The organism is Kribbella sancticallisti (assembly GCF_039530625.1).
GTDB lineage: Bacteria > Actinomycetota > Actinomycetes > Propionibacteriales > Kribbellaceae > Kribbella > Kribbella sancticallisti.
The window spans coordinates 43610-64850 of sequence record NZ_BAAAOS010000033.1 but is presented as its reverse complement, the minus strand read 5'-3'; the positions used below and the strand labels follow the sequence as shown (position 1 = coordinate 64850).

The following is a 21241-nucleotide window of genomic DNA, read 5'->3' as shown; positions in this document are numbered from 1 at the left end:
TCCTTCTGAATCGGACAGCGACAAAGACCTCCGGTTAGAACCACTTGCTCTTGTCAACGACATTGATCAGCTCGGAGCCGGCGACGAACCGCCGGCAGTTCTCCACCAGTACTGCGAACCGCCGCTCCGCCTCGTGCGGCCCGACCCCCGCGACGTGCGGCGTGATCAGTACCTCGGGTCGCCGCCACAGCGGATTCTCAGGCGGCAGCGGCTCGGTCTCGAACACGTCGAGCGCCACCCCCCGCAGCTGACCCGCCTCGAGTGCGGCGTCGAGCGCGTCAAGCCGGACAGTCGGGCCCCGACCGACGTTGACGAGGAACGCCGACGGTTTGAAGAGCCCGAGCCGTCGCGCCTCGATCATGCCCTCGGTGTCCGGTGTGTGCGGAACGGTCAGGATCACCAGATCCGCCGTCGGCAGTTGCTCGTCCAGCGCCTCCACGGGAAGAACCTCAGCAAAGCAAGGGGTCTGCCGCGGCCGCACGTCGATCCCGGTCACCTCGGTCCCGAACGCGTGCAGCAGCCGGCCGATCTCGGTGCCCAGAGCGCCGGTCCCGATCACCAGCGCCTTCACCTCGGACAACGAGACGATCGCCGCCGGATCCCAGTCCGGCTCCCAGACGGCCGACTGCTGGTCGAGGACGTAGCGCGGCAGCCCGCGGCACAGGGCCAGCACCAGCGCGAGCGTGTGAGTCGCCACATGATCGGTGTAGGTGTCCCGCATGTTCGTGACCTGCACTGGATGCGCGACCAGCTCGGGATAGTAGAACCCAGGCGGCGGACCAGCCTGCTGAGCCTGCAACCACCTGAGCCGAGTAGTTGTCTTGAGCAACTCAACCGGCAGTACTCCGTACGCCGCGTCCGCGGTGGCGAGCGCCTCCGCCGCGTCCTCCGCCGCCGGGCGGACCACCGTCAGCTCGGGGACTTCGGACATCAGCCGCGCCGGCCAATCCGCAGTACTGTCGCGCTGGGGTGGCACCAGTACCAGGGTCGGACTCATGCTGACTTCGCCTGTCCTGCTTGAAAGATCTCGTGCTGCAGCGGCTCGCCCGCGACGTAGCGGGCGAGCTCCGACGCCATCAGCTGACCTTGCCGTCGCCGTTCGGTGTTGAGCGTGCCGGCGAGGTGTGGCGTCACCACGACGTTCGGCAGCGAGAACAGCGGCGAGCCCGGCAGCGGCGGCTCGGGATCGGTGACGTCGAGGACGGCGAACAGGTCAGGCCGATCCAGCAGCACCCGCACCAGCGCGTCCTCGTCGATCAACGCGCCGCGGGCCGTGTTGATCAACGTCGCATCGTGCTTCATCGACGAGAGCAGGACAGTGCTGACGATCTTGCGCGTCTCGTCGAGCACCGGAGCGTGCAGGGACACGACGTCAGAGGTGGCGAACAGCTCCTCCAAGGAGACCAGCCGAACTCCCAGCGACGCCGCGACCGACGGGTCGACGTACGGGTCGTGGGCCTGGAGGACGAGGTCGTGACGGGCCAGCAGCCGAGCCGTCGCCTGCCCGGTGGCGCCGAGCGACATCAGGCCGACCACCGAACCGTTCGTGCCAGGCTCGTTGGTCGCCCGAGGCAGCGACTCCCCACGAGCCCGGGTGGCCAGCACATACCGCCAGCCGTGTTTCAGCGCGTAGAGCACCTGAGCCAACGCGTACTCCGCGACGGATGCCGCGATCACCGAGTTCGCGGTCGTCACCCGGACGCCACGCGCCCAGGACTCCGGTGTCACGACCGACCGGACCGAGCCCGCTCCATAGAGCACGAGGGCAAGCCGTGGCGCGGAGTCCAGCAGAACCTGTGTCAGCTGCGGACCACCCCAGGCGGTGACGAGGACGTCGACCTCCGCTAGGAGTTCAGGCGTCAGGTCGGCAGGTGTCAGGGGAGGAGCCGTGACGCGGAGATTCTTCTCGATGGCGGCTCGCTCCTCGTCGCCGTACACGTCGGGGAAGCGGGCCAGGTCCATCACGTAGAGGCCGTTGAGCATCAGGCCACCTCCTGAACCGCGGCTCTGATCGCCGCTTGGCGGGCCGGTGAAGCCAGACCGGCGTGGTAGTACCGCAGTTGCGATGCGCCGGCTTCGACGAGGCGCGTCGCCAGTGCCGACAGTTCCTCCGGACGTTCGCCCAAAGCGTTGACGTTGGCAACCAACGGCACGCCCGTCCTTACCACCGCGGTCTTCACTCTGCCGATCGCGGCTTCCTCATCGTCCCAGCACTTCAGCACGAACGCATCGGGACGGCTGCCGAAAGCCGTCAGGTCGGCGCCGACGTCCGGTCCCGTCACCTGGGGATCATCGGTTGCCATCAGCAAGAGCTCGCGATCCCCCGCCAGAGCGGCGGCGTCCCGAGCCAGCTGGGTGATGACGTGCGTTCGGTGGTCGTAGATCGCCTGCGCGCGGTCCGCCCCGAGCGCTTCGACGAGGTTCTGCCCAGCCGCTACGCCGAGTTGAAGTTCACGATCGACGGTCGTCCGGATGTCGGCAGCCAGTTGCACAGCATCAACGTCCAGTCCGCGGGCGCACGCAGGGCACAGACAGATCGACAGCAGGTCCCGCGCGGAGGCCGAGAGGTCCGCGCCCGAGGTCTTCTCGTGATGACTTCCGTGCTCGAATCCCAGCCAGCCGCACGCCTCCAGCACCAGCGCGGGGATGTCGTAGAGCTCGCAGATCTCCTGCACGAGCATCAGCGCGTACTCACGAACCGCCGGCTGCGCCGGGCACAGTGCATAGCCGAACACCTCGCCGTACGCGTTCCGCACGGTCAGATCCGGTGCGGAACTCCCGACCTTCGACGAGTGCGTGAGGACCAGCCAAGCCTCCGTCCGCAAGCCGGCAGCGGCGAGGGCGGCGGACGCAGTACCGAAGCGGTCTTCGGTTTCGACAGCCCAGGTCGGCGCCGCCGGACGGAGGCGGAGGTCGCGCCAACGCTCCGGACGGATCGGGAAGTACGCCGCCGCGTGCTCGGCGTGCACCACCCGGTGGGACGGGTGCCAGGCGGTGGTGGCCCGCACCGAGTGGTACGCCGCCTGGAGGGTCACCGTGTCGACTCCGAGCGCGGCGAAACGCTCGACCGCGGCGGGATCGCCGACGAGATCCCAGGTGTAGGCGAAGGCGCCGTGCCTCACCATCGCGGGACCACCGGATCCCAGGCCGGGTCGACCGCCAGCATCGGGGTGACGTCGTCGCGGGTGTCGAAGCCGCACTTCTCGTACTGCTCGGCCAGCCGGGCGAGCGAGTCCAGATCCAGGTCGACCCCGAGTCCAGGTGTGGACGGCACCCGCACGGCTCCGTCGGTGAAGCTCAGCACGCCCTCCTGGACGACGTCCTCCACCAGGTACGGGTAGTGGGTGTCGCAGTCGTAGGTGAGTTCCGGCGTGGCACCGGCCAGGTGCGTCATCGCCGCCAGGCTGATCCCGAGGTGCGAGTTGGAGTGCATCGACAGGCCGATCCCGAAGGTCCGGCAGATCGCGGCGAGCTCGCGGGAACGCCGCAGACCGCCCCAGAAGTGGTGATCCGACAGCACCACCTGGACGGCGTTCTCGCGGACGGCCGGCGGCAGGTGGCTGAACGCGGTCACACACATGTTGGTGGCCAGCGGCATCGACACCTCGCGGGCGACCGCGGCCATCCCGGAGATCCCGGCGGTCGGATCCTCGAGATACTCCAGCACCCCGTCCAGCTTGTGGCCCACGGCGATGCTGGTGGCAACGGTCCAGCCCGCGTTGGGATCGAGCCGTAGCGGATGGTCCGGGAACGCGTCACGCAAAGCGAGGATGACGTCGGCCTCGTCCAGCGCGGGCAGCACGCCGCCCTTCAGCTTGAGTGACTTGAAGCCGTACTCGTCGACCATTCGGCGGGCTTGCGCGACGATGCCCTCGGCATCCATCGCCTCACCCCAGCGGTCCGTCTCGTACGGCGGCGACGGCGTGTGCGCGGCCGGCTTGAAGAACAGATAACCGCTGTACGGAACGGCGTCGCGGACCTTGCCGCCGAGCAACTCCACAACGGGCCGTTTGAGTGCGCGACCCTGCAGGTCCCAGCAGGCGATCTCGAAGGCGGACAGCACGGTCGCCAGGGTCTTCTCGTCGCTCGCCTCACCGACCAGTCCGTGCGTGGCCAGGCCGGCCGCGGATCCGAGGGTGTGCCCGATGATCCGCTCGAGCCCGTTGAGGTCGAACGGGTCCAGCCCGGTCAGTCGTGGAGCCACTGCGCGCAGCGCGGTCAGGATCGCCCGATCGCCGTACGTCTCGCCGAGACCGGTCAGGCCGTCGTCAGTGCGCACCTGCAGGATCGAGCGCAGCGCGTACGGCTGGTGCACGCCCTGGATGTTGCGCAGCGGCGGGTCCTTCATCGCGATCGGGGTGATGACGATCTCGGTGATCTTCATACGGCGGCTACCTTCCGGACGAGCGACAGGCCTCGTTCCAGGATCTGGTCGAGGTGTTCCAGGTGGTCGGGCAGGGGGTCGGTGAGCGGTGAGCGGACCGAGCCGACATCCGTCCAGCGCCGCCGTACGGCCGCCTTCACCAGCGACACCGCGTACCCCGCACCCTGGTCGCGAAGCTTGACGAGCGGCAGGTAGAACTCCGGCAGCAACTCGTCCAGCCCGGCTTCGTACGCGTGCGCGATCTCCGGCGCGAAGCAGTGCACGGCAGAGGAATAGGCCCGTACTCCGATGGCCGCGTACGAGCGCGCCGTCACCTCGGCCGTCGGGAGTCCGTTGAAGTAGGTGAGCCCGGGGGCGACCGCCATGATCCGCTGGAGCAGATCGAGATCGCCCAGGCCGTCCTTGAACCCGACCACTCCGGGGATCCGGGCCAGTTCGGCGGCGCCGTCCGCGGTGAAGATCGCGTTGTCGCGCTGGTAGGCGATCAACGGCAGGCCCGCGGTCGCCGCGAGCCCTCTGAAGTGGTCGAGCAGGCCTTGCTGCGAAGGCTTGACCAGGTACGGCGGCAGCACGAGCAGGCCGTCCGCGCCCGCCTCCCGTGCGGCTGCCGCGTACTGCTTCGCGACTGCGGTTCCGTAGCCGGTGCCGGCGAAGACAGGTAACGCCCCGGCGGCTTCCTCCACCGCGGCGCGGACCGCGGCGGAGTACTCGTCGAGGGTGAGCGAGAAGAACTCACCGGTGCCGCAGCAGGCGAAGATCGCCGCCGGACCCGCGTCGATCTGGTGCCGCAGGTGCTCGCGGTACGGCCCGAGCGCGAGCGCGCCGTCGGCGTCGAACGCCGTCACGGGAAAGGAGGAAAGCCGGTCCAGTTGCATCAGATCACTCCTTGGTAAGCGCTTGCCAAGGGAGCGTAGCCCGCGCCGGCGTCACCGGCAAGGGCTCGTGTGAAAGCGGTTTCAGAAGTGATCCTTGCCATCTGGACCGTTCTGAGTCACGCTGTGCAAGCGCTTTCTGGACAGGGGAGGGGTGCGTGCAGAACCGCCCGGGCCGCTCGCCGCGGATCACGATCAACGACGTCAGTACGGCGGCCGGCGTTTCCCCGGCCACCGTCTCGCGGGTCCTGAACGGCACCGCGAAGGTCGACTCATCGCTGGTCGACCGGGTCCACGACGCCGTCCGCAAGCTCGGCTACCGCCCGAACGCCGCGGCGCAGGGCCTCGCCCGCGGGGAGTGGGGCACGATCGGCGTGCTGGTGCCGGACCTGGCGAACCCGTATTTCCCCGACGTGCTGAAGGCGGTCTCCTCGGTCGCCCGGGCACACGGGCGACGGATGATGGTGATGGAGTCCGACGAGGATCCGGCGGTCGAGCACGATCTGGTCGAGGACCTGATGCGCTGCTGCGACGGAGTACTGCTCTGTTCGCCCCGGATGCCACGCGCCGAACTGGCCGAACTGCTCTCGCGCGAACACCCGATGGTGCTGTTCAACCGGGTCGTGCCCGGGCTGACCGTGCCGTCGATCTCGGTTGACTTCCACGGTGGGATGACCCAGGTCTGCGGGCATCTGGCCCAGCTCGGCCACCGGCGCGCGGCGTACCTGAGTGGTCCGTCGGCTTCGTGGGCGAACGCGGAACGCATCCGTGCCTTCGAGGGTGCTCGTGCTTTCGGGCTCGAGGTCAATGTCATCGAGTGTGGAGCCGGCAGCCAGGCCGGGTACGACGCGGTCGGGGCGCTGCTGGAGTCGGAGGTGACGGCGATCCTCACGTACAACGATCTCGTCGCGCTCGGGGCGCTGTCCCGGTTGAACGAGCTGGGGGTGTCGGTGCCGGCGCAGTACTCGGTGGTGGGCTTCGACGACATCTCGCTGGACCGGGTCGCGCACTCCAACCTGACCACCGTCTCCGTGCCCCGCGACGAGCTCGGCCGCCGGGCGGGGGAGATCCTCGAACAACTGCTGGTGAACGGCTATGACGCCGACCCGCTGTACCTGCCGATGGCGCTGCACGTCCGCGACACCAGCGGGCCACCTCGGCGTTGACTCGCGGGGTTCCTGGACCCGGCGTAGCGCCGTACGGTTGCGCCATGAACTCGATGGCCGAACCTCCTCCGGAAGCGGAAGCGGCACCGAACTATCCGGTCCCCGGCGAAGCGTCGCCGCTTCTCACTCCTGGGTTTCCTGAAGCGGCGCCAGAGGTGACCCCGTGGCCCGGCCGGCCGCGGCACTCCGGTGACGAGTCGGCGGTGTACTACCCCGATCTGTACCAGGCGGCGACCAACGGGCCGGCGACCTTCCGGCATCTCCTCCAGGCGCATCAGCTGGCCGCGTCCTCGGAGCAGCTGGCCCGAGATGCCGGCGACTGGCTGATTCCCGCGCTGTCACAGCGATTCGCGGAGTCCCACGGCGGGATCGAGAAGGAGTACTACTGCAGTGCGGTGGTCGGTGGTTGCCTGCTGGCCAAGGACCGCACGGTCTACTCGATCCTCAACTCCCCGCCGCCGGAACTGATCGACGCCGAGATCGCCTGCAAGGTGGTCGCGAAGGAAGCGAGCTACGGCCTGCGCGGCAAGAGGGTCGTGCAGCAACTCGAAGAGGCGACCGACCATGCGTACTCCGGGTTGACGCGGATCATGGTCGCCGCCGATCTCCTCGGCGGCGGCGGTACTCAGGAGCAGGTCGCCACCGCCGTCGCGGCCGCCAGGAACGAGGTGAAGGTGGTGACGGCCCGGGTCGAGATCCTGCTGCAGCGGCAGGCCCGGCTCGAGTACTTCCAGGGAGTGCTGGCCGGGATCGTGCCGACGTTCGTGCTGGTCATCCTGTTCGGTCTGGCCGCCGACGCGTGGTGGCGCAGCGCCTTGGTCCCGTCCGCGCTGGTCGCGGCGATCGCGATGTCGGCGCTCGGCGCGACGATCAGCGTGGTCCAGCGGATGTCCAAGGGGACGCTCGTGATCGACCACAGCGCGTCCCGGTGGCAGCGGATGATGCTCGGCGCGTTCCGGCCCGGAGTCGGCGCGATCTTCGGGTCGCTGGCCTACTTCACCTTGCTGGCGGGCATTCTCGCGGGCGGCTCGACGGTCGGGAGCCCGGCGTCGGTCGCGGTGTTCGGGCTGACCGGGTTCGCCGCGGGCTTCAGCGAGCGGTTCGCCACCGACATGCTCGACCAGGCCGGCAAACTGATCGGGAAATGATGTACATCCCCAAGCACTTCGCGGCCGACGACGCCGTAGTACAGGACCTGCTGGTCAACCATGGGGCCGCCAACCTCGTCACCAACACCGCGGATCCGGCCTGGCTGGACGCACTCGTCCGGCGGCTGACCGGCAAGCACGAGGCCGCCTTCGCCGAGCAGTGGTCGGTGGACGACGCGCCGGAGGCCTTCGTCGCGGGGCAGTTGCGCGCGATCGTCGGGGTGGAACTGGTGATCAGCCGGATCGAGGCGAAGGCCAAGCTCAGCCAGAACCGGCCGGAGGCCGACATCGAGGGCGTCATCGCCTCGCTCGACGCGCGCGGTGAGACGGAGTCCGCCGACGCCGTTCGCGCGGCGAAACCCAGCCACTGAAGACGACTCGCCGACAGGCCCATAGCTTTTGGCCGGGCTGGTTCGTTGGTGAGTCGTGCGGGTCTGCAGGTCTTACCTGGTGCTAACCTGCCCGGCCTGTTGATGGGTGCGGTCGATCCACTAACCTGGGTCGGGTTTTTCGTCGGCGACGTGGAGGATGCGTGAAGCGGTTCGTAGTACCGCCGAGCTGGCCCACGCCGCCCCGCCGTAGCTGGGTGCCGCCGAAGACCTGGAGTCCCGACCCGTCCTGGCCGGCCGCGCCCGACGACTGGAAGTTCTGGGTCGACGGCAAGGGCAACCCGGTCCGCGGACCAGTCGGCCGGTACGGCGGTCCCTCCCGGCGGGTGGTGTTCGCCGGCGCCGGCGGGGTGGTGTTGTTCCTGGCCGTGAACTTCTGGGCGTTGTCCTCGATCGGGCTGTTCGACGGCGACCCCTCGAAGGAGCAGGCGCTGCCGGTGGTCGACGACAGCAGCGCGACCCCCTCCGTCACGCCCACCCGGACGCCGCCGCGGACGACCGCAGTACCGTCCGCGCCGCCGCCGGTGGAGAAGACGACGGTGCAGCCGACGCCCAAGCCCACCAGGACGAAGACCACCACACAGACCGAGGAACGGCCCGACCCGACGCCGACCCGGACGACGGCCACCAGGACGCCCCGGCCGCCGCGAACCAGCCCGAGCCGCACGCCGACACGCGAGGAAGTGCTCGCGCAGTACTGCGCCGCCCGGGGCTGGCCGCAGGAGTGGTGCGATCCGGACAACTGGTCGCAAGACCCGCACAGGCCGTAGCAGTCAGGACAGTGTCAGACGATGTTCTGTTCGGCTCTCAGGGTTGAGGTGTGGAAGCGGCGGGCGTCCAGTGGTGAGACGTCTACGAAGGGCGTGCGGCCGAGGTAGAGGTCGCGGATGACTTCGCCGACCGCGGGGCCCTGAAGGAAACCGTGGCCTGAGAAGCCAGTGGCATAGAGGAAACGGCTGATCCCGTCCGCCTCGCCGATCAGCGCGTTGTGGTCGGGTGTGTTCTCGTAGAGCCCGGCCCAGCCGCCGGCCAGTCCGACCTCCAGCAGGCTCGGTGCCCGCTGCTCCATCGTCGCGGTCAGCCGTGGAAGCCAGGCGTCCGAGCGACCCAGGAAGAACCCAGGTTCCTCCTCCGGATCGGACATGCCGACCAGCAGGCCGGGCCCTTCGCGATGGAAGTAGAACGTGCTGCTGAAGTCGATCGTCATCGGCAGGTCCCGCGGCAGTCCGGGGATCGCGTCGGTGACGACGATCTGCCGGCGCAGCGGAGTCACCGGCAGGTCCACGCCGACCATCGCGGCCAGCGGACCCGACCAGGCGCCCGCGGTACAGATCACTGTGGAGGTCTCGACCACCCCCCGGCTGGTCCGGACCGAGCGAATCTCGTTGCCAACGGAATCGATACCGAGCACCTCGCACCCGGTGACCAGCTTGGCCCCCAATCGCCGAGCGGCCGACGCATACCCCAGTACTACGGACTCCGGCGTACAGTGCCCGTCGTTCGGTGAGAAGCAGGCGGCGGTGAGTCCGTCGGGAGACACGATGGGCGCGAGCCGGACGGCCTCGGCGACGTCGATCATCCGGGTCGGCTGGCCGGCCGCGTTCTGCAGCCGGGTGCTCTGCTCGAACAGTTCCACCTGCTCCGGCGACGAGAGCAGGAACAGGTAGCCGACCCGATGCAGGTCGATCTCCTGCCCGGGGCGTTCGCCGAACCGCGCGAACGCCTCCAGGCTGCGTGCGCCGAGGGTGATGTTCAGTTCGTCGGAGAAGTTCGCCCGAACCCCGCCGGCCGCCTTCGAGGTCGAACCGGCGCCGAGTTCGTCTCGTTCCAGCAGCAGGATGTCGGTGACCCCGGTCTCGGCGAGATGGAACGCGATACTCGTCCCCATCACACCGCCGCCGATGATCACCACCTCGGCGCGGGCCGGGATCACGGCAGCCGGAAGGTGTCGTCGGCCTCGACGGTGACGGTGTCCATCTGCGCCTTCTGCAGCTTGCCGGAGTAGTCCCAGTTCATCGACTGCCAGCGGGTGAACTGGTCGAGCACCCAGATGCCGCTCTGCCGGGAGCCGTTGCCGGACTTGCCGTTGCCGCCGAACGGCAGGTGCGCCTCGGCGCCGGAGGTCGAGTTGTTCACGCTCACCATGCCCGCCGAGATGCCCTGCGCGAACCGGAACGCCTTGTTCGGGTCGGTGGTGTAGATCGAGCTGGACAACCCGTACCCCGGCTTGTTGCCTAAGGCAATCGCCTCGTCGAGGCCGGCATAGGTGGTGATGCCGACGACCGGGCCGAACGTCTCGGTCAGGAACAGTTCGTCGTCGGAGCGGACGCCGTCGACGATGACCGGGTGGTAGAACAAGCCGGCCGCGGGGTCGCCGACGAATCCGTCCCGCGGGCTCTGCGCCGAGACCCGGCCGGTGGCGCCGATCACCGTGTGGTGCGCGGCGATCCAGCCGAGCGACTTCTCGAACCCGGCCGCGAACTTCTCGTCCAGCAACGGGCCGAACAGCACGTCCTGGGTCGGGTCACCCATCGCCGCCGCCGCGACGGCCGCGCTGAAGCGGGTGACGAACTCGTCGTGCACCGACTCGTGCACGATCACCGTGCCCAGCGACGTGCACCGCTGACCCGCAGTACCGAAGCCGGAGAACAGCGCGCCCTCGACCGCGAGGTCGAGATCCGCGTCCTCGGTGATCACCATCGGGTTCTTGCCGCCCAGTTCCAGGCACGGGGTCTGCAGGTGGCGGCCGCAGAGTTCGCCGATCCGGGTGCCGACCTCGCTCGACCCGGTGAAGCCGACCTTGTCGATCAACCCGGCCGCGAGCGCCTGCTCGAGCCCCGCGAACGTGTCGGGGCCGTCGGCGTACACGAGGTTGAAGACCCCGGCCGGTACGCCGCTGTGCGCGAAGATCTCGTAGAACGCGTCGGACACGACAGCGGAGTACTCGGCCGGTTTCCAGACCACGGTGTTGCCGCAGAGCAGCGCGGGCACGATGTACCAGGACGGGACGGCGACCGGGAAGTTGCCGGCCGAGATCACCGCCACCGCGCCGACCGGGCGGCGGAAGGTGAACAGTTGCTTGTCGGACATCTCCGACGGCACGGTCTGGCCGTAGAGCCGACGGCCCTCGCCGATGAAGAAGTCGCAGGTGTCGATGATCTCCTGCACCTCGCCGAGCGACTCCGCCAGTGGCTTGCCGATCTCGCGGGTGACGAGGGCGGCGAGGCGGTCCTTGTTCGCCGTCATCAACCGGCCGACGTTCGCGATCACCTGCCCGCGCTGGGGGGCCGGCAGCGCCGCCCACGCGGCTTGCGCCTGTCGCGCTGCCTCAGCGGCCCGCACGAACACGTCCGGCCCGGCAACGCCGATGGTGCCGACCACGTCGGCGGTGTTCGCCGGGTTGGTGGACGGGGTGGTCCGGACGGGGTTCGCGACCCGCTCTCCGGCGACGACGGACAAGATCACGGACGACACAGGTGGGTCCTCTCGTTGCACGGCCACGCTGCTGCCACCCTCTGCCATCCACCCCACCCTTGCCAACCCCACCCGGAGCGGCGGCCGAGCTTGTGACTGCATTCACAAGGCGGTAAACTGGCGGCCGTACAGCAACCACGTCGGGATGACTGGGAGGGCGTACATGACCGAGCGGAAGCCGCCCGGGATGAAGATCCAGGACTGGGTCGAACTGCAGATCCGGCAGGCCCAGGAACGCGGGGATTTCGACGATCTGCCGGGCGAGGGCAAGCCGATTCCGAAGCTGGCACAGGCGCACGATCCGGACTGGTGGGTGAAGGACTTCATCCGCCGGGAGAAGATCGAGACGGACGCGCTGCTGCCGCCGTCGGTGCAGTTGCGCAAGGAGAAGCAGCACCTGCCGGAGCGGCTGGCGAAGCTGCGGACCGAGCGGGAGGTTCGGGAGCATCTGCAGGAGTTGAACCAGCGGATTCTGGTTCAGATCCGGGATGCGACCGGGGTGGTGGTGCCGGTGGGGACTGTTGACGAGGAGTACTTCGTCGAGCAGTGGCGGGTGGAGCATGCGGCTCGGGAGGCTCGGCGGGATGCTGTGCCGGAGCAGCCTAAGAGCAAGCGGTCGCTGTGGCAGCGGTTGTTCTCTGGCTGATCGCAGGCTTCGGCCGGGCACGCGAGCAAGCTCGCAGGTGTGGGTGAAGGCCGGTTGTCGAGGAGCCGGATGAGCTGTCGAGGAGCCGGGGCAGTTGGCTAGGAGCCGGGCAGGTGTCGAGGAGCCGGGGCAGTTGGCTAGGAGCCGGGTCAGTTGTCTAGGAGGGCTTGGGCTGCTTGTTTGATGGTTTGCTGGCTCAGGAGGACCTGGTGGGCAGCGTTGCCCAGGGGGACGAAGGTGTCTTCGCTGGTTACTCGGGTCAGGCGGCCGGTGTAGCCGGCGTCCAGGAGGGCGGCGAGAACGCCTTCGGAGACTCCGCCGGAGCGGCGGGTTTCGTCGGCCACCAGGACCCGCCCGGTGGCGTTGGCTTCGCGGAGCAGGTCTTCGATGGGAAGCGGCGCGAGCCAGCGGAGGTCGACGACCCGGATGCCGGGAAGCTCGGCGGCGACCCGCAGACTCATGGGCAGTGCGTTGCCGAAGGTGATGATGGTCAGTTCCGCGCCGTCGCCGTACGTGCGGGCCTTGCCGATCTGCACCGGTTCGGCCGGGTACTGCGCCAGCCACCGCTCGTCGCCCGGCTCGTACAGATCACGCTGGTGGTACAGCGCGATCGGCTCCAGGAACACGCAGACGGCTCCTTCGGCGCGGGCGGCCGCGGCGCAGGTGTGGAGCATGGCGGCGGCGTCGTCCGGCCGAGCAGGTGACGCGATCACCAACCCCGGGATGTCCCGTAGTACGCCGATCGCGTCGTCGTTGTGGAAGTGACCGCCGAACCCCTTCTGGTAGCCGTAACCCGCGATCCGCAGCAGCATCGGGTTGCGGTACTGCCCCTGGGAGAAGAACTTCAGCGACGCCGCCTCGCCCCGCAACTGGTCCTCGGCGTTGTGCAGATAGGCGAGGTACTGGATCTCCGGCAGCGGCAGCAGCCCGGACACCCCGGCGCCGAGCGCGAGTCCGAGGATCGACTGCTCGTCCAGCAGTGTGTCGAAGACCCGCGCGGCCCCGAACGTCCTCTGCAGTCCGCGGGTGACGCCGTAGACACCGCCTTTGCGGCCGATGTCCTCGCCGAACGCGATGGCCTCCGGGTACGACGCCAGCACGTCCGCGAGCGCGCGGTTGATCGACTGGCCGAGCGTGAGCGGTTCGGTCCGGCCCGGGGCGACGTGATGACCGGGCAGCGACTTCGCCACGATCTCCGGGTCCGGCATCCGCAGCGGCGCGGCGACCGCGGCGGCGGAGTCGAGTTGCGGGAGTCCCGCGACCTCGCGCGCGATCGCCATCACCTCGGCGCGCTTGCTCTCGTACAGTTCGATCACGTCGTCCGGCTGGTAGCCCGAGCCCAGCAGCAGCCGCGCGGTACCGAGCAGCGGATCGAGTTCCTCGTCCGCCATCAGCTCGGCGGGACTCCGGTACGCGGCCTCCACGTCCGACCCCGCGTGACCCATCAGCCGGACGGTGCGCAGCCGCAGGAACGCGGGCCGGCGGTTGCGCCGGACGAAGGTCGCGGCCTCGGTCGCCATCGTCAGCGTCGCGGCGAGATCGGTGCCATCGGCATCGAAGTACCGCAGGCCCGGCCGCTGTCCGTAGGCCTGCTTGATCCAGCCGTCCGGGGTGCGCACGCTGATGCCGATCCCGTTGTCCTCGCAGACCAGCAGCAGCGGCATCGGGATGCCCTGGTACGACGTGTGCAGGGCCGCGTTGATCGCCCCGGTCGCGGTCGAGTGGTTCGCCGAGGCGTCGCCGAAGCTGGTCACCACGACCGCGTCGGCGGGCCACGGCGACGGTACGCCGAGCTTGGCCGCCCGGGCGATCGTGAAGGCGACGCCCATCGCGCGGGGCAGGTGGGACGCGATCGTGGAGGTCTGCGGGATGATCGCCAGGTCGTGCCGCCCGAACACCTTGTGCCGGCCGCCCGCGATCGGTTCGCTGGTCGCCGCGGCCACGCCGAGCAGGATGTCCCGGATCCCGTCCTTGTCCTGGTGCTGCGCCGCCCTGGCCAGGTAGAACGCGCCGGAGCGGTAGTGCAGGAGGGCCGGATCCGTCGGGCGCAGAGCGGCCGCGACCCCGGCGTTCCCCTCGTGGCCGGAGGAGCCGATCGTGTAGAACCCCTGGCCCTGGGACTGGAGCCACCTGGCGGCCAGGTCGGAGTGCCTGCTGCCGAGCTGAGCGTCGTACAGGGGGAGCAGGACGTCGGCCGGGTGGTCGCACGGCACCGGCTTGAGGGCGCGGACGCGTTCGGCGAACAGTTCGTCGACCGCGGTCACGAGTCAGAATCCGCAGTCGAAGCCGTCGTCGTTCGGGTTGGCGTCGGCCAGCAGGTCCAGGATCCGGGCCGCGCGTCGAAGGTCCTCACCCGAGACATGATCCGCGAAGAAGGTGGAAACCACAGCCTCGACCACCGGTTGGGCGGTTTCGAGCGCCTTCCGGCCGTCGGGGGTCAGCTCCGCCCAGGTCGCCCGGCGGTCGTCGGGCGACGACTTCCGGACCACCCAGCCGTCCTTGTCCTCCAGCTTGGCCACCAGCCGGGTGCCACCGCTGCGGGAGATCATCAGCTCCTTGGCCAGCGGCGCCATCCGCAGCCGGCCGCCCGCCTGGTCGAGCACGCGCAGTACCTCGTGCTCGAAGTAGCCCATCCCCGCGCTCCGGCGCAGTGCCTGGTCCAGGTGGGCGAACAGCAACGTGTCCGCCCGGTAGAGGGCCCGCCACGCGCCGAGTTGATCGGTGCTCATCGTCCTCGTCGCCATAAACAAAGAGTATATGGAGCAACTGTTGACATGTGAACTGTTGATCTGTGTATGGTGACCGGGAAGCGTCGACGATGGGGTGGGGAGACGGTGAGCGAGGTCCGCTGGAAGGCAGTCCGGCCGTTGCGGCATCGGGACTACCGGTTGCTGTGGACGGGTCTTGCCGTCGCGCTGCTCGGGAGTGGGCTCTGGCTCGTCGCGCTCGCCTGGCAGGTGATCGAACTCGGCGGCGGTCCGGTCCAGCTCTCCGTGGTCACGACCGCGTACAGCGTCGGCCTGGTCGTCTGCGTGCTCTTCGGTGGTGTCGCCGCCGACCGGCTCCCGCAGCGATCGGTGATCGTCGCGGCCGACACCGTACGAGGGGTCGTGCTGCTGGTGGTCGCGGGGCTGGCGTTGTCCGGGCTGCTGGAGATCTGGCAACTGGCGGTGGGGGCCGTGCTGATCGGAGCCGGGGAGGCGTTCCTGATTCCGGCGTACACGGCGTTGGTGCCTCGGTTGTTGCCGCCGGACGAACTGCTGGCCGCCAACGGGCTGGAGGGGACGCTGCGGCCGCTGGCCCAGCAGGCGACCGGTCCGGCTCTGGGTGGGCTGGCGATCGCGGCGCTGTCTCCCGGTGTCGCGATCCTGGTGGCCGCGTTGACGTACTTCTTCTCCGCGGCCTGCGTGCTGGCGATGAACGTTCGGTCCGAGCCTGCCGTGGTCCAGGACACCGAAGGTGCTGAGACCGATGTGCCGACGGGCGCACGGCGATGGTCGCCGACCTGCGGGAGGGGTGGAGCTACGTCCGGAAGACCCGGTGGCTGCTCGCCTCGCTGCTCTTCGGCACGGTGTTCGTGCTGCTGATCCTGGGGCCGCTCGAGGTGCTGCTGCCGTTCGCGGTGAAGGACCAGTTGGGTGGTGGAGCGCAGGACTTCGGGCTCGTCCTGGCGGCGTTCGGGATCGGCGGTGCGCTGGGGGCGCTGCTGATCTCGTCGCGCAAGCTGCCGCGGCGCTACCTGAGCGTGATGACGCTGATGTGGGGTCTGGGCTCGATACCGTTCGCGGTCCTCGGCTTCGCCACCGAGTTGTGGCTGATGGCCGCGGGTGCCGCGATCGCCGGTGCGACCGGTTCGGCCGCGATGGTGATCTGGGGAACGCTGTTGCAGCGACGGGTGCCGGACCATCTGCGCGGCCGGATCGCCAGCCTCGACTTCTTCGTCTCGCTCTTGCTGATGCCGGTCTCGATGGCACTGGCCGGCCCGGCCGGCAACCTGTTCGGCGTCAGCGCGGTCTTCGTCGTCGCGGGCGTCGGCCCGGCGTTTATCTGCCTGGTGGTGATCTGGTTCGGCCGGATGACCAGCGACGAGATCGCCAACCCGCTGGATCAGGAGGAGCCGGCCGTCACGGCCGTCTGAGGCGATCCCGGCCCGGCAGTCACGCCTCCACCGTTTCCCGGCACGAGCCTGATAATGATGAACGAATGAGATGGCTACGGCTTCGCGCGCTGCTGACGGTGAACCTGGTGCTCTTCTTCGTCTTCATGATCGGCGTGCTGCTGACCGGGCACGCGCACGAGAACGACGAACTCGCCGAGCACGGGGAGCCGACCCAGAGCCTGGTCGAATACGCCGGGTCGTCGTCGTTCGGTGAGACCGTCTTCGAGAACTGGGAGAGCGAGTTCCTCCAGATGGGGATGTACGTCCTGCTGACGGCGTTCCTGGTGCAGAAGGGGTCCGCGGAGTCGAAGCCGATCGACACCCCGGCGGAGCAGGACGAGGATCCGCGCGACCATCGGGACGACCCGAAGGCTCCCTGGCCGGTCCGGCACGGCTCCGAGTTGGTGCTCAGGCTCTACGAGAACTCGCTGGCGATCGCCTTCGGGGCGGTGTTCCTGCTGTCGTTCTGGCTGCACGCCTGGACCGGTGCCGGAGCGTACAACGAGGAGCAGCAGCAACATGGCGGGGAAGTCGTCAGCGCGTGGCAGTACGTGACCACCTCGCAGTTCTGGTTCGAGTCGTTCCAGAACTGGCAGAGCGAGTTCCTGGCGGTCGCGGCCATCGTCGGCGGCTCGATCTTCCTCCGGCAGCGCAACTCCGCGCAGTCCAAGCCCGTGCACGCACCGCATTCCGAAACGGGTGGCTGACGAGTCAGGAACCGTTCGCGGACGCCGATCGTTGTTGGGGATGTCGGCTCTCGGTGGCGAGGCGCACACTGGGGCGAGAGCCTGGTGTTTGTCCCCCCGATCACGAGTGAGTGCCGCGAGATGCAGTTTTCCCCCAGGGTTCAGCGCACGGCGACCGCGGCCGGCGTGGGGGTCGGCACGGCCGGGCTCCTGGCCGGCGTGCTCCTGCTCGGCCCGCTGGCGGCGTCGGTGCTGCTCGTCGTGGTGTTCGTTCTCGTCTGGCCGCTGGCCGCGGTGATCCGGCACGTCGCCGACGACACCCCGTACCAGTCGTCCGCGCTGGTCGCCGCCTGCGCGGCCGGGGCGGTGCTCTGCGTGCCGGGCGTGGCCCGGCTGCTCACCGGCGGCGCGATCGGCCTCATCCTGGCGATGATCGCGGCCGGCGTCTTCGTGCTGATCGATCTGGCCTTGCCGGACGAGCCCCGAGAGCGCCGCCGGCGCCGCGACCGCCACCCGCGCCACCTGCCGCAGTACGGGGGGCTGATCGAGCTGAGCCGGGAGGAACAACTCGAGGACGAGAAGCTGATCGCCTCGCTCCAGTGCCCGCTCAGCATCGAGGAGTTGTGCGGGGTCTGGGGCGAGACGGCGATGACGCTCGCGGAAGGCGCCGGGCCGCGGGACCGGCAGGCGGTGGCCGAAGTACGGCGGATCTGCCTGGACGAGTTCGAGCGCCGCAACCCGGACGGCTTCCAGCGGTGGATCGAGGCCGGCGCGCCCCCGGATCCGAGCGACTATCTGCTGCCCGAGGCGGACGAGCCCCCGAAGGCCGACTAGCCCTTGAGTAGCGCGGTCACCGCGGTGGCGGCGGACCGAGCCGAGGCGGGGTTCTGACCGGTCACCAAGCGCTGGTCGGTGACGACCTGGTCGGTGAAGTCGGCGGCGGGCCGGTGGTTGGCGCCGCGGGAGGTGAGCTCGTCGGCCAGCAGGAACGGGACCACCTCGGTCAGGCCGACGGCCGCTTCCTCCGCGTTGGTGAACGCGGCCACGTTCTTTCCGTCGACGAGGTAGCGGCCGTCCGAGAGCCGCAGTTCGACCAGGGCGGCAGGGCCGTGGCAGACCGCGGCGACCACGCCGCCGCGTTCGTAGATGGCGGCGGCGAGCGCGGCCAGGTCCTTGGCGCCCGCGAAGTCCCACATCGCGCCGTGCCCGCCCGCGTAGAAGATCGCGTCGTAGTCGGCGGCGTTCAGTTCGGCCGCGGTCCGGGTGTGGTCGAGGTCGACGGCCTCGAAGAACCGCTGCTGCACCGGATCGGCCTCGTCGACCCCGTCCACCGGCGGCTTGCCACCGGCGACCGAGACGAGCTCGACCTCGAAGCCCGCGGTCCGGAAGACGTCCCACGGCTCGGCGGCCTCGGAGGCATAGAAGCCGGTACTCCGGCCGGTGTCGCCGAGCTCGGAATGGCTGGTCAGGGCAATCAGTACGCATGTCATGTGCACCATCATGGCCAGCTATAACCATCGGAGACCAATAGCCAATGTTCGGCGAGGCATAGGATTCCTGATGTGAGTCTCTCCTTGGACCTGTTGCGCAGCTTTCTCGCGATCCACCGCGCCGGGTCGATCACCGGGGCTGCGGACACGCTCGGGCTGTCCCAGCCGACCGTGACCGCACACCTGAAGGCGCTGGAGGGCGCGCTCGGGCGGCCTCTGTTCGAGCGGCAGGCCCGGGGTGTCCGGGCGACGGCGGCCGGCGACCAGTTGGCCCGCCGGGTCGCTGAACCGATCGATGCTCTGCACGGCCTGGTCGTCGACGAGTTGGCTGAGCCGATCGCGGCCACGGTTCACCTCGGCGGACCCGCCGACTTCCTCAGCCACCAGGCGCTGCCGGCGCTGGCCGGTCGGCTGGCCGATGGGCTCCAGGTGCGCGCCCGGTTCGGCCTGCCGGACGAACTGCTGGACGCCTTGGCCGCGCGAAGTCTGGATGTGGTGATCAGCTCCGTCCGGCCACGGCGGCCCGGGCTGCGAGTGACCCCGCTGTACGACGAACTGTTCGCGCTGGTCGCCGCGCCCCGCTGGTATCCCGGTACTCCGGTGACCTCGCCCGAGTTGTTACGGGACGTCCCGCTGGTCGCCTTCGCGGAGGAGGCGCCGATCCTGCGGCGGTACTGGCGCAGCGTGTTCGGAGTACGGCTGACTCGGACGGTGGCGCTCGTCGTACCGGATCTGCGCGGGGTGCTGGCCGCAGTACTGGCTGGGGCTGGGGCGAGCGTGTTGCCGACGTATCTGTGTGGTGACGCGATCGAGGCCGGCCGGTTGAAGTTGCTGGCCGAGCCTGAGGTGCCGCCGTTGAACACGGGCTATGTGGTGACGCGGTCGGACGCGGGGCCGCGGAGTGCCGCGACCCTGGTGCGCGCCGAACTGCTGCGGGCGTTCAGGCCGCCTTCTTAGCCGTCTTCTTCGCGGTCGTCTTCTTGGCTGTGCTCTTCTTGGCCGCAGCCTTCTTAGCCGTGGTCTTCTTCGCAGCAGTCTTCTTGGCGGTGCCCTTCTTGGCAGTGGTCTTCTTGGCGCCGCCACCGCTCTGGCGGCGCTCGCGGGCCTCCTCGACGCTGGCCCGCAGCGCGGCGACGAGGTCGGTGGTCGAGGTGGCCTCGGGCTCCTCCTCGTTGAAGACGATCTCCTTGCCCTTGCCCTTGCGCTTGTCGGCGACCAACTTCTTCACCCGCTCGGTGTAGCTGTCCTTGTAGTCGCTCGCCCGCCACGGCCCACTCATCGCCTCGACCAGGTCCACCGCCATCGACAACTGCTTGCCGCTCGCTTTGGACGGCAGGTCGTCGACCTCCTTGGCCGGGTCGCGGATCTCGTCGGCGAAGAACATCGTCTCCAGCACCAGGACCTTGCCGTCGGCCCGGATCGTGGCCAGGTACTCCTTGCCGCGCATCACGAACGACGCGATCCCGGCCCGGTTGGTCTTGGCCAGCGCGTCGCGCAGCAGCCCGTACGACGACGCGTTCTCCTTGTCCCGAGGCCCGAGGTAGTAGCTCTTCTGGAAGTGGATCGGGTCGATCTCGTCCAGATCGACGAACCGGGAGATCTCCAGCGTGCGGGACCGGCCCGGCGCGACATCCGCGAGTTCCTCCTGCTCGACGATGACGTACTCGCCGCCGCCGACGTCATGGCCCTTCACGATCTTGTCGTAGTCCACCTCACGCCCGGTCCGCTCGTTCACCCGCTTGTAGCGGATCCGGTCCGACGTACCGCGCTGGAACTGGTGGAAGTCGAGCTCGTGCTCCTGGGTCGCGCTGTACAGGCCGACCGGTACCGACACCAGGCCGAAGCTGATGTAGCCACTCCAGATCGCGCGCGCCATGTTCGCCGTCCTTTCGAAAGCCGCTGTGCGGCACCGGTACCCAGATCAGAGGCGGTTGTAGCGTTTGCGCGCTTCCCGGCTCTCCTTCTGGGCCGCTCGCGCCGCCTTCCGCGCCTCGTCCAACTCCTCGCCGATCCGGTGCACAGCCTCCTGGGCGGCGACGAGGGCGTCGCGGGCCTCGGTGAGTTGGGTGTCGAGTTCGGCGACGGTCCCTTCGGCCTCCTCGGCGGCGGCGACCGCGTCGTCCAACTCCTGCCGGGCCTCGGCCTTCTCGGCGGCCTCGCGTTCTTCCTGCTCGCGTTCGGCCTTCTCCCGCTTGGCCTTGGCGGCGGCCGACTCCTCGGGCTTCTCGTCCTTCTTCGCGGTCTTGACGTCGGCCGACCGGGCGCGGCGGCGCTCCTCGGCGCGCCGGCGACGTTCCTCGGTCAGCGGTGTCACGTTGGACGGTGCGCCGGTCTCGTCGACCACCCCGAAGCCGACATGCCGAAGCGCGCTGTCCAGACGGCCCTCGCGGACCGCCTCACCCGCCGCCGGATCGACGAGCGCCGCGTCCAGGGTCTCGCGAAGCTTCTGGGCGACGTCCGCGCTGACCTTCTGGCCTTCGCGATCGGCCAGTTTCGCCGCCGACGTGGCCAGCTGATCGAGGATCTTGTGCCGCTTCGGCGTCAGCTCCCGCAGGCGGTCACCGTCGAGATCGGCCGTCGCCTGGCGGAACTCGTCACCGAGCGCCAGCAGGTCGTCCAGCTCGTCGGGCAGTTCGCGGGCGACCAGATTCGCCAGCCAGGCGGCCACCGTCGGTTTCCGCAGCGCCTTCAGCCGGGTGGAACCGAGTTGGTCACCGTCCGCCTTCAGCTGCTTGGCAAGCTCGTTGCGGGTAGCAATGAAGTCGGCAGCCGACGACGCATACAGCGTGCCGGCCGCCTCCTCGAAGTCCACCCGCCCGACGCTACA

The 21241-nt window shown here is 69.2% G+C and carries 22 protein-coding genes; 10 read left to right on the top strand and 12 right to left on the bottom strand.

All coding sequences use genetic code 11. The features are described 5' to 3' along the window. Window positions 1–34: 34 nt before the first annotated feature. The 5 genes from ABD255_RS23760 to ABD255_RS23740 are packed head-to-tail and all read right to left on the bottom strand — an operon-like array spanning window position 35 to window position 5259. A complete protein-coding gene (locus ABD255_RS23760; protein WP_344217536.1) occupies window positions 35–997 on the bottom strand; it encodes a D-2-hydroxyacid dehydrogenase in 963 nt (320 codons plus the stop codon). Then, window positions 994–1983: a hydroxyacid dehydrogenase gene (locus ABD255_RS23755; protein WP_344217534.1), complete on the bottom strand. Its 990-nt coding sequence runs from the start codon at window positions 1981–1983 to the stop codon at window positions 994–996. The genes ABD255_RS23760 and ABD255_RS23755 overlap by 4 nt, the downstream gene beginning before the upstream one ends. Next, a complete protein-coding gene (locus ABD255_RS23750; RefSeq protein ID WP_344217532.1) occupies window positions 1983–3125 on the bottom strand; it encodes a hypothetical protein in 1143 nt (380 codons plus the stop codon). Before ABD255_RS23750 ends, ABD255_RS23755 begins: the two co-directional genes overlap by 1 nt. After that, window positions 3119–4384, bottom strand: a complete 1266-nt coding sequence (locus tag ABD255_RS23745; RefSeq protein ID WP_344217530.1) for a glucarate dehydratase family protein — start codon at window positions 4382–4384, stop codon at window positions 3119–3121. The genes ABD255_RS23750 and ABD255_RS23745 overlap by 7 nt, the downstream gene beginning before the upstream one ends. Beyond that, on the bottom strand, window positions 4381–5259 hold the full coding sequence (locus ABD255_RS23740) for a 5-dehydro-4-deoxyglucarate dehydratase (protein WP_344217528.1): 879 nt from the start codon (window positions 5257–5259) through the stop codon (window positions 4381–4383). Before ABD255_RS23740 ends, ABD255_RS23745 begins: the two co-directional genes overlap by 4 nt. Window positions 5260–5414: 155 nt before the next feature. Between ABD255_RS23740 and ABD255_RS23735 the strand changes: the two genes are divergently transcribed. The 4 genes from ABD255_RS23735 to ABD255_RS23720 all read left to right on the top strand — a co-directional run bounded on the left by ABD255_RS23735 (window position 5415) and on the right by ABD255_RS23720 (window position 8729). After that, window positions 5415–6422, top strand: coding sequence for a LacI family DNA-binding transcriptional regulator (locus ABD255_RS23735; protein WP_344217526.1), 1008 nt, complete (start codon window positions 5415–5417; stop codon window positions 6420–6422). A gap of 44 nt (window positions 6423–6466) precedes the next feature. Then, complete coding sequence (locus ABD255_RS23730) at window positions 6467–7570, top strand: cation:proton antiporter (RefSeq protein WP_344217524.1); 1104 nt, start codon at window positions 6467–6469, stop codon at window positions 7568–7570. Further along, a complete protein-coding gene (locus ABD255_RS23725) occupies window positions 7567–7941 on the top strand; it encodes an FMN-binding negative transcriptional regulator (protein ID WP_344217522.1) in 375 nt (124 codons plus the stop codon). Before ABD255_RS23730 ends, ABD255_RS23725 begins: the two co-directional genes overlap by 4 nt. Before the next feature lie 161 nt (window positions 7942–8102). Next, the gene (locus ABD255_RS23720; RefSeq protein ID WP_344217520.1) at window positions 8103–8729 is read left to right on the top strand and encodes a hypothetical protein; all 627 of its coding nucleotides are present in this window, start codon (window positions 8103–8105) and stop codon (window positions 8727–8729) included. Between the two features lie 14 nt (window positions 8730–8743). Here ABD255_RS23720 and ABD255_RS23715 read toward each other — a convergent pair whose 3' ends face one another. Further along, window positions 8744–9892 (bottom strand): NAD(P)/FAD-dependent oxidoreductase, encoded by a 1149-nt coding sequence (locus ABD255_RS23715; RefSeq protein ID WP_344217518.1) that lies wholly within the window; start codon window positions 9890–9892, stop codon window positions 8744–8746. Then, a complete protein-coding gene (locus tag ABD255_RS23710) occupies window positions 9889–11433 on the bottom strand; it encodes an aldehyde dehydrogenase family protein (RefSeq protein ID WP_344217516.1) in 1545 nt (514 codons plus the stop codon). Before ABD255_RS23710 ends, ABD255_RS23715 begins: the two co-directional genes overlap by 4 nt. A gap of 163 nt (window positions 11434–11596) precedes the next feature. Between ABD255_RS23710 and ABD255_RS23705 the strand changes: the two genes are divergently transcribed. Next, window positions 11597–12079, top strand: coding sequence for a DnaJ family domain-containing protein (locus tag ABD255_RS23705; RefSeq protein ID WP_344217514.1), 483 nt, complete (start codon window positions 11597–11599; stop codon window positions 12077–12079). A gap of 149 nt (window positions 12080–12228) precedes the next feature. Here ABD255_RS23705 and ABD255_RS23700 read toward each other — a convergent pair whose 3' ends face one another. Both ABD255_RS23700 and ABD255_RS23695 read right to left on the bottom strand, forming a co-directional pair. Then, the gene (locus ABD255_RS23700; RefSeq protein ID WP_344217512.1) at window positions 12229–14343 is read right to left on the bottom strand and encodes a thiamine pyrophosphate-dependent enzyme; all 2115 of its coding nucleotides are present in this window, start codon (window positions 14341–14343) and stop codon (window positions 12229–12231) included. A gap of 3 nt (window positions 14344–14346) precedes the next feature. Further along, window positions 14347–14823, bottom strand: coding sequence for a MarR family winged helix-turn-helix transcriptional regulator (locus tag ABD255_RS23695; RefSeq protein WP_344217510.1), 477 nt, complete (start codon window positions 14821–14823; stop codon window positions 14347–14349). Window positions 14824–14913: 90 nt separating this feature from the next. Here ABD255_RS23695 and ABD255_RS23690 point away from each other — a divergent pair, with 90 nt between their 5' ends. The 4 genes from ABD255_RS23690 to ABD255_RS23675 all read left to right on the top strand — a co-directional run bounded on the left by ABD255_RS23690 (window position 14914) and on the right by ABD255_RS23675 (window position 17758). Further along, window positions 14914–15666 carry an MFS transporter gene (locus ABD255_RS23690; RefSeq protein ID WP_344217508.1) on the top strand — a complete coding sequence of 251 codons (753 nt, stop codon included), beginning with the start codon at window positions 14914–14916 and terminating at the stop codon, window positions 15664–15666. Beyond that, entirely contained in the window at window positions 15573–16217 is a 645-nt protein-coding gene (locus ABD255_RS23685; RefSeq protein ID WP_344217506.1) for an MFS transporter, read from the top strand. Before ABD255_RS23690 ends, ABD255_RS23685 begins: the two co-directional genes overlap by 94 nt. Before the next feature lie 65 nt (window positions 16218–16282). After that, a complete protein-coding gene (locus ABD255_RS23680; protein ID WP_344217504.1) occupies window positions 16283–16945 on the top strand; it encodes a DUF6766 family protein in 663 nt (220 codons plus the stop codon). Window positions 16946–17065: 120 nt separating this feature from the next. Next, window positions 17066–17758 (top strand): hypothetical protein, encoded by a 693-nt coding sequence (locus tag ABD255_RS23675; protein ID WP_344217503.1) that lies wholly within the window; start codon window positions 17066–17068, stop codon window positions 17756–17758. On the opposite strand, the gene ABD255_RS23670 is transcribed toward ABD255_RS23675, so the two are convergent. Then, window positions 17755–18414: a type 1 glutamine amidotransferase domain-containing protein gene (locus tag ABD255_RS23670; RefSeq protein WP_344217501.1), complete on the bottom strand. Its 660-nt coding sequence runs from the start codon at window positions 18412–18414 to the stop codon at window positions 17755–17757. The two genes, ABD255_RS23675 and ABD255_RS23670, sit on opposite strands and share 4 nt — an antisense overlap. A 72-nt stretch (window positions 18415–18486) precedes the next feature. Here ABD255_RS23670 and ABD255_RS23665 point away from each other — a divergent pair, with 72 nt between their 5' ends. After that, window positions 18487–19371 carry a LysR family transcriptional regulator gene (locus ABD255_RS23665; protein ID WP_344217499.1) on the top strand — a complete coding sequence of 295 codons (885 nt, stop codon included), beginning with the start codon at window positions 18487–18489 and terminating at the stop codon, window positions 19369–19371. Here ABD255_RS23665 and ku read toward each other — a convergent pair. Then, window positions 19355–20290: a non-homologous end joining protein Ku gene (ku, locus tag ABD255_RS23660; RefSeq protein WP_344217497.1), complete on the bottom strand. Its 936-nt coding sequence runs from the start codon at window positions 20288–20290 to the stop codon at window positions 19355–19357. The two genes, ABD255_RS23665 and ku, sit on opposite strands and share 17 nt — an antisense overlap. A gap of 45 nt (window positions 20291–20335) precedes the next feature. Beyond that, window positions 20336–21226: a hypothetical protein gene (locus ABD255_RS23655; RefSeq protein ID WP_344217495.1), complete on the bottom strand. Its 891-nt coding sequence runs from the start codon at window positions 21224–21226 to the stop codon at window positions 20336–20338. Window positions 21227–21241 lie beyond the last annotated feature (15 nt).